General features: G+C 38.2%; 12 protein-coding genes and 1 pseudogene. 10 read left to right on the forward strand and 3 right to left on the reverse strand.

The window, feature by feature from the left end:
• Positions 1 to 109: 109 nt before the first annotated feature.
• Positions 110 to 439, reverse strand: a complete 330-nt coding sequence (locus ABD915_RS04760; protein ID WP_345115895.1) for a protein tyrosine phosphatase family protein — start codon at positions 437 to 439, stop codon at positions 110 to 112.
• A 691-nt stretch (positions 440 to 1,130) separates the two neighbouring features.
• Here ABD915_RS04760 and ABD915_RS04765 point away from each other — a divergent pair.
• The 5 genes and pseudogenes from ABD915_RS04765 to ABD915_RS04785 form a co-directional block, all read left to right on the forward strand.
• A pseudogene (locus ABD915_RS04765) lies at positions 1,131 to 1,366 on the forward strand (Arm DNA-binding domain-containing protein); the annotation flags it as partial.
• A gap of 578 nt (positions 1,367 to 1,944) precedes the next feature.
• Entirely contained in the window at positions 1,945 to 2,574 is a 630-nt protein-coding gene (parA, locus tag ABD915_RS04770) for a ParA family partition ATPase (RefSeq protein WP_345115898.1), read from the forward strand.
• A complete protein-coding gene (locus tag ABD915_RS04775) occupies positions 2,571 to 2,801 on the forward strand; it encodes a hypothetical protein (protein ID WP_345115901.1) in 231 nt (76 codons plus the stop codon). The genes parA and ABD915_RS04775 overlap by 4 nt, the downstream gene beginning before the upstream one ends.
• A gap of 1,251 nt (positions 2,802 to 4,052) precedes the next feature.
• A complete protein-coding gene (locus tag ABD915_RS04780) occupies positions 4,053 to 4,181 on the forward strand; it encodes an EexN family lipoprotein (protein WP_345116009.1) in 129 nt (42 codons plus the stop codon).
• A gap of 77 nt (positions 4,182 to 4,258) precedes the next feature.
• Entirely contained in the window at positions 4,259 to 4,390 is a 132-nt protein-coding gene (locus ABD915_RS04785; RefSeq protein ID WP_345115904.1) for a hypothetical protein, read from the forward strand.
• A 702-nt stretch (positions 4,391 to 5,092) separates the two neighbouring features.
• Here the strand turns inward: ABD915_RS04785 and ABD915_RS04790 are convergent.
• The gene (locus tag ABD915_RS04790) at positions 5,093 to 5,305 is read right to left on the reverse strand and encodes a hypothetical protein (protein ID WP_345115908.1); all 213 of its coding nucleotides are present in this window, start codon (positions 5,303 to 5,305) and stop codon (positions 5,093 to 5,095) included.
• 563 nt (positions 5,306 to 5,868) lie between these two features.
• Positions 5,869 to 6,621, reverse strand: coding sequence for a hypothetical protein (locus tag ABD915_RS04795; protein WP_345115910.1), 753 nt, complete (start codon positions 6,619 to 6,621; stop codon positions 5,869 to 5,871).
• A 362-nt stretch (positions 6,622 to 6,983) separates the two neighbouring features.
• On the opposite strand from ABD915_RS04795, the gene ABD915_RS04800 reads away from it, so the two are divergent.
• From ABD915_RS04800 to ABD915_RS04820, 5 genes are read left to right on the forward strand one after another with little or no spacing between them, the layout of a single operon-like run.
• Complete coding sequence (locus ABD915_RS04800; protein WP_345115913.1) at positions 6,984 to 7,307, forward strand: TrbC/VirB2 family protein; 324 nt, start codon at positions 6,984 to 6,986, stop codon at positions 7,305 to 7,307.
• 1 nt (position 7,308) lies between these two features.
• Complete coding sequence (locus tag ABD915_RS04805) at positions 7,309 to 7,620, forward strand: VirB3 family type IV secretion system protein (RefSeq protein WP_345115916.1); 312 nt, start codon at positions 7,309 to 7,311, stop codon at positions 7,618 to 7,620.
• A 5-nt stretch (positions 7,621 to 7,625) separates the two neighbouring features.
• On the forward strand, positions 7,626 to 9,980 hold the full coding sequence (locus ABD915_RS04810) for a VirB4 family type IV secretion/conjugal transfer ATPase (RefSeq protein WP_345116012.1): 2,355 nt from the start codon (positions 7,626 to 7,628) through the stop codon (positions 9,978 to 9,980).
• Positions 9,977 to 10,453 carry a type IV secretion system protein VirB5 gene (locus tag ABD915_RS04815; protein ID WP_345115919.1) on the forward strand — a complete coding sequence of 159 codons (477 nt, stop codon included), beginning with the start codon at positions 9,977 to 9,979 and terminating at the stop codon, positions 10,451 to 10,453. Before ABD915_RS04810 ends, ABD915_RS04815 begins: the two co-directional genes overlap by 4 nt.
• On the forward strand, positions 10,440 to 11,405 hold the full coding sequence (locus ABD915_RS04820; protein WP_345115922.1) for a TrbL/VirB6 family protein: 966 nt from the start codon (positions 10,440 to 10,442) through the stop codon (positions 11,403 to 11,405). Before ABD915_RS04815 ends, ABD915_RS04820 begins: the two co-directional genes overlap by 14 nt.
• Positions 11,406 to 11,479 lie beyond the last annotated feature (74 nt).

An 11,479-nucleotide genomic window follows, 5' to 3' on the forward strand; every position in this document is an offset into this window, starting at 1 on the left:
ATCATTGTCTTACCATTTGCTTTTTCATAACCTTCTGAAATCTTATAGTTCAGAAGTTTATCATTTGTTTCTTGCTGGTTGGTTAAGACAACTGATTAAAAACACGTGATTAAAGGCACGCGAGACGGTAAAGATGCATCGAGCGTGTCCCTTTGTAACAATAGGCGAGAAGAGGTTTTTCTGCTGTTTTTAAAATTGTTTGCATGGTTTCAATATCTGATTTTTCTATGGTAGGGGGCGCAATGGGAATATAGTGGGCTTTTATTCCATATTTTTGTGCTACCGCTTTTATGAGAGAAAAATCAGGTTGATGCGGCTCTTCTTGATCGGGGCGGTTACAAACGATCGTTTTAAAACCAGCCTGCACCAATGTTGGGATGTTTTCCACACTGATTTGAGCACTGATAAAAATGTCAGGTTCAATTTGTTGCAAGTTCATCCTTGTTCATCTCCGATAAGGTCTCTCTTCATGATCTGCTCTTATTTGCTATCCAAAAGGATAATCAATGATGAATGTGAAATTTTAAAGCAAACGTTTTAACAGAAATGCTCCCTCTGTCGAGAGAAATAGACTTAGATGAGAAAATATGATTGTGTTATGCAAGACATCTTATCCACTAAGACTTGTTTTATTGTTCTGGTCTTAGGTTATTTTTTCTCTGCTTCTGTTGGCAATGCTTGATAGGTTGCGTGCGCGTGATTATGGAAAGTTGGTTTTTACGAAAGAGGAGATGTTGATGCTGCTGAAACAAGAAAGGTTATCTATTTCTAAAAAATTCTTTTAACTTTCTTTGATTGTATTTGCTCAGTTTTTCCTCAAAGGCGTTATTCGTGGGATCTAGAAACATGATTTTTAATTCATAGCTCTTAGAGAGAATACCCTATCTCATGGAGATTGCGCAGTGTCTTCTTTTTGCTTTTCGCATTTTTAAATGGAAGAAACGTTCCTCACAAAGACAACACATTGATTTATAATAATAAATCATCGTTTTTCAACTTGAATCATAACCCCGAATAGAGTAAGATTTTCTTATCACAAATCATCTCATATTGAATCAATTGAAATCACTTGCTTGCACATCATAAGCGGGGTTGGCGTGTGGGTAAAATTGTTAAAGAAAGGAGTAAAAATGCCTCTTATGAACCGTCTTAATGCAAGGGCTGTAGCAACATTGGAGGCTGGTAAATAGTATGATGGTGCCGGCTTGCTTCTTCATAAGCGTAAAGATGGAGGTGCTCAATGGCTTTATCGTTATACCATTCAAGGGCGGTGTCGTGAAATGGGCTTGGGTGCCTTAAGACATGTCTCTTAAAAAAAGCCCGTGAATTAGCAAGACAACACACCATTGTGCTTACACATTCAGGTAGTTGTTTTAAAAGGGACATCCCACCTTGCTGCTAATCTCCTCTCCTTAGTAACGCCCATATGAAACGTATAGCGCAAGATCATTGGCCATTACCCTCTTTACACTTAGGAAGTGTGTAAGCTAGCATTTTCATTCTCTTTCTCGGCTTCTCATGTTACACTTGTTCTTACATGCAAATGGCTCATAAGAAGCCATAGAGTTCTTTCCCAAATGTTTTTTACACAAACATTGTTTCTCTCATGACGTACAAAAAAGGTTTTTATGATCTTCAATCAAAGGAGCGAAGTGAGAAAAACTTTTTGTATTTGCTATCCTCATTCATATGTAAAACAACAAACGATCATTCATAAATGAAGTGTATATTCTCAATGAGATGGAACAACTTTTTCGCTTATAATTGCTTGTATCAACAACTGAGAAGGTGGAGTGCTCTCCAAGCGTTCAATGTGGTTGGTACATGTTGCCACTTTTATCGTGAAATGGGAGTGGTTATTGCTTTAAGCCTATGAGATGATTCTTGTATACTTTGTTATTTTCTGTATAATCGTAAAAACGATAAAGCTAAAAGGCGTAATTAATGATCATTGGACTCTTGAATCAAAAAGGTGGGGTCGGAAAAACCACATTGAGTGTGAATCTTGCAGCCAGCTTTGCACGCGCTGGAGCACGGGTATTGCTTATTGATGGTGATCCGCAAGGGAGTGCATTAGATTGGGCGGCTGCGCGTGAAAATGCTCCTTTATTTCCAGTTGTCGGTTTGCCACGCGCAACAATTCACAAAGAAATTAGACAAATTGGTCATAATTACGATTATATCATTATTGATGGTCCACCACGTGTGACGGATCTTGCGCGCAGTGCTCTTATGGCTTCGGATTTCGTGCTTATTCCCGTGCAACCCAGTCCCTATGATATTTGGGCAGCCGATGGAATCGTAAAGCTTATTGACGAAGCACGCGTCTATAAAGAAAATCTGAAAGCTGCTTTTGTCATTAACCGTAAAATAGTCAATACAGCGATAGGGCGTGATGTAGGCGAAGCCCTTGCAGTATATCCGGTGCATGTCCTTTCGGCTAGCGTTGCACAGCGTGTGATATTTGCAGAAGCAACAGCACAAGGAAGAGCAGTCTATGAAATCAACGAGCAAGGACCAGCAGCAGCAGAGATTGAAGCTGTTGCAGCGGAAATTAAGGAGTTAGCAAAATGAGTAAAAAAATTAAGATTGGTACAAAACCAACCAATAAATCAATTCCTGTAACGGTTGATGCATGGGTAGAAAGCCGCAAAGGCAGTATGGATCAATGTATGAAGCGTCTTACCATTGATGTGCCGGAAAGTTTGCATCGCTTGATTAAAATGAGTTGCGCCAGTCGCGGAACAAAAATGGCAGACGAAGTGCGTGAATTACTTTCACAGAAATACGGAAAAGTGTAAAAACTGATCTATGATGAAAATTTTAGAGATTTAATCTATCTTTCGAAGAAACAAAGGCAATACAGAGAAACCGTAATTGGTTGTGTCGTATTTCACACACTGTGCTAAACTTGCTTTGCACATTTGCATATTTTCAAACATCTGAATTCTATACGTTAGGTATGGGATTGTAATCCTAAAATAAACAGATCAATGACATTGTGGTTACGAGATAAATGTTGGATGATGTGTGTGAAAGTTAATGCTATTGTACCGGCATATCTTTTTGCGAAAAGAAAAAAGAAGACGATTATGTTACGCAAAGAGTTGAGTTGCTACATCTGATTTTATCTGTTTGATGTTTATCCGCGCATTTTTTTGTCCTTTTATGACGTTGCTTACTTTTTACCTAAGCGCATGATATCAAGCACCAAAATACACAAATCAATGCTGTAAGCAGTTCTGTCCGTTATGTTATGATTATTATTATCATTTGTTGGCTGTCATTATTACGTACTAGATCACCTTTAAAGCTTTCAGATATGCCTCATAACGAGGCTGCTCTCAAAGAGATGAGAAAGCAAACAATACATGCATTTTTGGGCGGTAACCAATTGTAAAATCAAGCTGTTCAACACAAGAGCGGATTTTGATAAAGCGTCTTTGCTCTCGCAAAAATGGATTTTTAGTTGTTTTATAAGAGTTATCTGTTTCATTTCTGCTATCTATTTGTAAATATTAAATATACTAAAATATGAACGAGGATATGTGTCTTGCATTAAGGAATATGGGGGAAGCCAACGGATAATTTGGTTTTTATAAAGGCAACAAAAACGACGAAAATTGAGACAAAACACAGTTATATTCTCTCCACTACACACACTAAAAAAATGTCAAAAATCGCCCCCACACACTTCATCGTCCTTTGAATATGCGCGGACGGATTAAGAATATACGAGGATGTGTTATACAAGCATGAGCTTGTGTTTCCTGTAGAGCATTTGGACAGACAACTATCTTTTTTTCATAGAATTGCGCGTATAATGGTTCTAAATGAGGCATTATTTCTTGTTTATTTTATGCGAAAGAAAGAAAATATGACAATGAAGCAGAGGCGCTCATTCTTTTTTCAGCTATATGCCCATTTTATGAATGTATATGAATGTTTAGAGGACAATATTCAAAAATAAGCAATCAGTTTACTGAGTTTCGTGCTTTACAAAACTTATTTTCCAGAAACTCCTTATCACAATACTGCTGCTTTACACTAGAATTACCACTGCTGATTGCGAAAAAACCTATAGCATAGCAGCATTAAAAAAAGATAAAAAATTACTCGACGCATGGGCAGTGAAGTGTAGATGGACAGGGAGTTCAAAAAATTATGAAAATGCACGATGAGCAGCAGCTAAACTTGAAGAAATATCGGAAAAAAGCTCCAGAGAGAGCTCATGAAGCAATAGATGACTTAAAAAAAGATGACTGCACGCGAGACTAAAGAACAAGCTAAATATGAAAAACGGAAAGCTGAACCTAAAAAGCGACGAGCTGAAAATGAAGCGAGAGGACGAGCTGAAAATGAAAGAACTATTGGAAATAAATCAAAATAAATCAGAAGTGATTATATTTGTAAAAATTTGAGAGAACAGACATGGAATAGCATTTGAAAATGTCCTATCTTTACCAAGATAGGTGCTATAGAAAGTGTTCCCTTCTCAATATCTTGTAAATATAACGGGATAAAACCATTATCTTGTAAATATAACGGGATAAAACTATTGCAAATCTTTCATCAACTCTATCTGCTCCGATAATTCTGTCTTGTACACTCTACATCGTGTTTATGGACATCTCTGAGCGTTTTCCTATGCTTTTAGGGGACTTTATAGCGATAGTTTTCAAACTTAGCATTTATCAAAGGAAATTTGTATTGGCTCACCACTTATAAAATTTTTTTTGCATTTTAGACAAAACAGAGAAACGTATGGTACGGATTATCATCTTCAAAAGATGCTTTAATTTGCCCCGAAAACAACGCTGCACTTCATCTTTTTTAAGCTACCAATATTTCTCTGAAATTTTTGCTTAAACTCTCGATATTCAGCTACAAAAATACCAACATTAAAACCAAAAGCCCCTAATGCTATCTTCATCATTATGAAGCATTCGACCGCAGTAAAAATTACCAGAATTGCATATAACTCTGCAGCCAATGATGAAAACAGCAAAACATTGCGTTACACGCTCTACACACTGTTCCATTTCAAAAGCAAATTGCTGATTACTTTTTTACTCCGATAAAATCTTATCTTTCATGAAATAAAGCTAGTTTTACTGTATTCTAGCAATAGGATAAAAAGATGGGCTTCCACCCCCATAATGGAACGAATTCTTGAATAAAACCAGCTAGTTGACAAGCAATAAGCCAACGCCCCCAATTTGTCTTGGCTCACCTTCCCTACTTCAAGAGTCTCAGCCACCATTCCCTCTTTATAAACGCCATCACCTCGTTTAAACGCCTTCATCCCATATTTAAAATGATATACAACACTGACGTATCTGCTCTAAATACTTGACATTTGCTATAAATTTTTAAAGTTATATTTTGCGCCTCACCAATTTGGAGTAAAAAATATCTGCAAAAACGAAAATTTTGTTGGCTTATCATTGGGGAATTAAGAGAACCTCGGTGCATTTTTTAGTTTGTTTATTTTGACCTTTATTTATCAACTTCACCAGAGAAATTCCATTTCTGTAGCGTTTTACCCTATCTCTCTTCTTTTAATGAAGCATTATAGATCGCAAAGCCATTGATAATCATCAATTTTTATAAAAAAGGTAAAACCATACCTTCAAATTATCATGTGATACAACGCTTGTAGCAAACCAATTATTTTCCCTTTTTTCATGAAACGTACCAATAAAAACAGAGAGACTGTTTTGCAAGCACACATATTTGGGAAATGGGTGCACAAGCACAATAAGCAAACCTCTATGAAAAAGCGTACGCAAAATTTCTGTTCCCAGTTCCAATTTTATTTACAAGGTTTTCGCTATAAACATCAAATGAAGATATCAGCAAAGCCCATCATAAGCTTGCAAAGGGATTGTAAGATCCATTATCTCGCCGCCATTGTGAAGGTTCAGTAAAATCACTTGACCAAAGACCAACTTTGTTGTTGCGGGCTGTTTCTTCAGCATGACGATACTGTGTTGGAACAGGATTTTTACTCTCTTTTGAGAGCACCAACATACCCTCTGCAAGACCGACTTCAGCTAAATCAACCCCTTGAATAAAACATTGTGCATAAGAAACACCATTGTGCACAAGAGCCTGCTTACAAGATAAATTCTGACCAAGTGTTTTGGTGACCAACCAGGCCGTTGTAACCGCACCACAAGGCCATTCTTGATCGTTTAATTTTGCTTTTTGACGCGGTGCACAAGTATCCACACCATAGAGATGAATATTGTGTGTCACATGTTTACGCCAAGATTGTGCAACAGGAGTAAGCAATTTAAATGTAACACCACTGGTAACAGATGCCATACCATGAAAAACAGCAACATCGTTCAATGAAACACTCTTCTGCATATTCTGCATATAAAGAGCTGGTTCATTTTTTGCTAATCGCTGTTTTTCTATTGGTTCCCTTGGCTTTTTTTCTTCCAAACGCATATCAACAATATCTTGGATATCTCGTGTCGTAAATGTCTTAAGAACCCCCAACTCTATTTTATCTTTATATTGGCTTACCCCCCATAATAGAGAACCCATAATGTAAATAATAATGATCCATTTAAATGACATTCGCTTAAAAATTTCACTTAAAAAATTCATTCTTCTCTTCCATTTTGCTTATTTATCAACAACTTACCTGTTCTTAAAGAGAAAATTCTAAGCAAGTTATATTGAGCTTTAATCCCATTTCATAAAAAATATTATTTCTTACAGTGATGGATATTGCCATCTTGAGAGAAAAATACAACTTAAAATTGCCATTTTCATGTAACACACTCTTAATGTGAAAATTTTCTGTCTCTTGAGAAAAGTATTTTGAGGGTGAGCAAAGACCACTATCGAAACTTTTATAACAAAAACAACTGAAGGGTAAGGGAAACTGTAAGTCGAAACAGCGCCCTCTTCGGATCATGAGAGACAAGATAATCTCACAAATAACAATTTTTTTAAAGAGAGGTAAAATGACAAACGATATGTCTAAAAACATCATGTTTATCGTTATCATGATGCTTTTAACCGCACTTATTGTATCAGATCCTTCTTATGCCGCTCCTTCTGCTGCAAGTGGGCTAGGAAATATTGATAGTGTTCTAGATAATATTGTGGCAATGATGACGGGTTCAACGGCGAAGCTCATTGCGATCATATGTGTTGCTGCCGTAGGCATTGGCTGGATGTACGGCTTTATTGATTTACGCAAAGCAGCTTATTGTATTATCGGTATTGGTATTGTTTTTGGTGCGCCCACTCTGGTTGGTAAATTAGTAGGCACGGGCTCGACATAAAATGAACGAAGATCCTCTATTCCTTGCCTGTACAAGACCTGCCATGTTTTCTGGTGTCACGATGGAAGCCATGGCCCTTAATGTCATGGCGACATCTATTCTCTTTATTCTGACAAGCGGTTTTACCATGATTGGCTTGGGCGTTGGTATGCACTTTGTTTTGCGTGAAGTAACAAAACATGACCACAACCAATTTCGCGTATTATTTGCTTGGCTTAATACCCGAGGAAAACAAAGAAACCTCGCAAGATGGGGAGGTGGCACTACGTCCCCATTACGCCTTATTCGTACTTATGAGGAACTAAGTAAGTGAAACAAATGTCAGTCATAAAACGGGAAGTATTACCTGAAAACTACATTCCCTATATACGCCACGTCAATCAACACGTCATTGCATTAAGTTCACGTTGCTTAATGACGGTGATAGCGGTTGAGGGTATAAATTTTGACACTGCAGATATCGATCAATTAAACTCCTTACATAACCAATTAAACACTCTCTTGAAAAATATTGCCGATGAACGCGTTGCTTTATACTCTCATATCATCAGACGGCGCGAAATGGTTTATCCAGAGAGTCAGTTTTTTTCATCTTTTGCAGCAACATTAGATGAAAAATACAAAAAGAAAATGGTTTCGCAAGAGCTTTATAGAAATGATCTCTTCATTTCACTCCTTTGGAATCCAGCAGCGGATAAGACGGAGCAACTAGCCTCATTTTTCCAGCGCTTAACAAAAGCGAAGAAAACACAATCTGAACCAGATATGGAAGCCATTCGCAAACTCGAAGAGTTAAGTCAAGATCTTATAGAAGGGTTAGAAAGCTATGAAGCGCGCCTCTTATCAATCTATGAACATGAAGGCATTTTGTTTTCTGAGCAAAGTGAATTTCTCCATCAATTGGTAGGTGGAAGGCGTGAGCGTATTCCTCTCACTTTTGGCACCATTGCCTCCACGATTTACTCAGATCGTGTTATTTTTGGCAAAGAGATCATTGAAATTCGCCATGAAAGCAATGAACGCTTTGCTGGTATTTTTGGGTGGAAAGAATATCCCTCTAAAACACGGCCCGGCATGACGGATGAATTGCTCACAGCACCATTTGAATTCATCTTAACCCAATCCTTTGTCTTTAAGAGTAAGGCTGTTGCCAGCGCCATTATGGGCCGCAAACAAAATCAACTGATTAATACGGCAGATCGTGCCAGTTCACAAATTGATGCGCTTTATGAGGCACTTGATGATTTAGAGTCAAATCGTTTTGTTTTGGGCGAACATCATCTTTCTCTCACTGTTTTTGCTAATCACCCAAAAGCATTAGCTGAAAACCTTTCAAAAGCACGCTCACACTTAACCAATGGTGGAGCAGTTATTGCCAGAGAAGATTTAGGATTAGAAGCTGCGTGGTGGGCGCAATTGCCTGGGAATTTTAGCTATCGTGCGCGTTCTGGAGCCATTACCAGCAGAAACTTTGCGGCTTTATCGCCCTTTCATTCCTTTCCCATTGGCAAACTCGAAGGCAATGTTTGGGGATCTGCTGTCGCATTGCTAAAAACACAAGCTGGTTCACCTTATTATTTTAATTTTCATTATGGTGACCTTGGCAACACCTTTGTTTGCGGTCCATCAGGATCTGGTAAAACCGTAATTGTTAATTTCCTTCTTGCTCAATTACAAAAACATAACCCCACAATGGTTTTTTTTGACAAAGATCAAGGTGCAGAGATTTTTGTACGAGCTGGAGGTGGAAAATATAAACCTTTGAAGAATGGGAAACCCACTGGGATTGCACCCTTAAAGGGCGTGGAATATACAGAAAAAAACAAAATCTTTCTTCGTAATTGGGTCTTGAAGCTGGTCACCACTGAAGGCCAAACAGTGACAGAAGAAGAGCGACAAGATATCGCTAAAGCCATTGATTCCTTGGAAAGTTTGCCCCACGCACAACGCTCTCTTGGCGCTCTTCAATTGTTTTTTGATAACACCTCAAGAGAGGGAATTGCCATAAGGTTACAACGCTGGATCAAAGGCAATGACTTAGGTTGGGTTTTTGATAATGATCAAGATGATCTCAATTTAGACGCACAATTCATTGGCTATGACATGACCGATTTCTTAGACAATGAGGAAATCCGTCGCCCCCTGATGATGTATCTTTTTAACCGCATTCTCGACCTCATTGATGGACGACGCATTATCATTGTCATTGATGAATTCTGGAAAGCGCTTGAAGATGATTCCTTCAAAGCTTTTACGCAAGATCGCCTCAAGACGATCCGTAAACAAAATGGCATGATGCTGTTTGCAACACAAAGCCCCAAAGATGCTTTGAATTCAACAATCGCACATACGATTATTGAGCAATGCCCCACCCAAATATTTTTTCCAAATCAAAAAGCAAATTACAATGATTATGTTGAAAATTTCAAACTGACTGAGCGTGAATTCGAACTGATACAGTCAGAATTAAGCAGGGAATCTCGCCGTTTTCTTATCAAACAAGGACAGAGTTCCGTTGTTGCAGAACTCAATCTACGCGGCATGGATGATGAGATCGCCGTCTTAAGTGGCACAACAAAAAATATCGAACTCATGAATCAAATTATCAACGAATATGGAACAGATCCCGATAAATGGCTGCCCATCTTTCATCAAAGGAGAGAAAATCAATGAAAAAATATGGCTTAGTCGCACTGTTATCTTTATCTTTCATCTCCCATGCAACAGCACAAAACACCTCCGAGGCAGATGACTATTATAAAAAGGCATTAGAAAATACACAACAATTAAACGTTGCAAAATCAAAGACAGCTGAAACGATTTATCAATCTGCAGAAGAAAATATGAAAAAAATTGAGGAAATAAGTCAAAAGCTTCAAGACACTCAATCAAAAACATCATCTACACCTGAGGAACCACAGGCTGTTCAACAAAAACAAGCTGCTCAACAAGCTTTGCAAATAGAACTGTTACTTCTTCAGGCAAGACTTCAAGCAGATAGTGTAAAGCTTCAATCCTTGGCTCTGATTCAAGCAAAAGACACGAAAACAACAGAGGAACGTCTGGAAGAAAAAGCACAACAAAAGCACGAAGAGCTTATAAAAACATTAAAAGAAAAAATTGAGGGTTCTGATGTCAGACTTTAGTTTAGCCCCCTTTGAAAGCGTTGCTGGTTATATTTTATCTCCACTTGACGGTGTGATGAATGCAATGGTGAGTAATTTGTCTTCTGCTATTTCGGCACCACTGAATCTTGCCTCGATTATTTTCATTTTTCTGTATGGCTATAATGTCATGACTGGTCGTGTCGCCCTTTCGATGCACAGTCTTCTCAATAATGTTGTTAAAATCGTTGTTGTGACAACAATGGCAACGAATGCAGATACATTTAATATCTATGTCAAAGATATTTTTCTCAATGATTTAGTGAATGCTATTGGAAATGCGCTCAACGCAAATCCCACAAACTCGAATGTCTTTGATTATATTTTATTACAGACAAGTGCACGTTATCAAGAAGTCCTAGCGAAAGCTTGGTTTCTCGAAAAGCTCTTGGTTGGCATTCTTGGTTCTTTAATGCTGGTAGCTGTTATTGTTTTTTGTATAGGTGGTTTTATTGTCCAGATGTTTGCACAAGTTGCACTTGTCTTGATTATAGGTTTGGGACCGCTTTTCATTAGCCTCTATTTATTCAATGCAACCAGAAAATTTACCGATGGATGGATTACGACATTGGTTAATTTTACCATTTTGCAGGTTCTAGTGATCATGCTTGGAACGATTATGTGTAAAATTATCCTGCATGTTCTCAATAGTACATATGATTCAATCTATATGCTTTTTCCACCCGTCGTCGTTATCGCGATAGTGGGCGCCATTCTCTTCCGTGCTCTTCCTGGTATTGCCACGGCACTCGCCTCTGGTGGACCATACTTTAACGCTGGAATATCTTCAGGAGGACAAATCTTCACTATGGTTCACAATAGCATTAAAACTAGCGGGCAAGCAGCAAAAAGTGCGGTTTCGGCAATATCTGGTGCTCCAGGTGGCGCAGACAAATTTATGAAAAGTGGAGGTGGCGGCCGTGGTCGATTTTAATATCAAGTCCCACCTAAAAGAAAAGAGAGCTCTTGTTCTTATGGGGTGCGCGCGCAACGATGCGCGCACCATGG

Source organism: Bartonella jaculi, from assembly GCF_039543045.1.
In the GTDB taxonomy this organism is placed as follows: Bacteria; Pseudomonadota; Alphaproteobacteria; order Rhizobiales; family Rhizobiaceae; genus Bartonella; species Bartonella jaculi.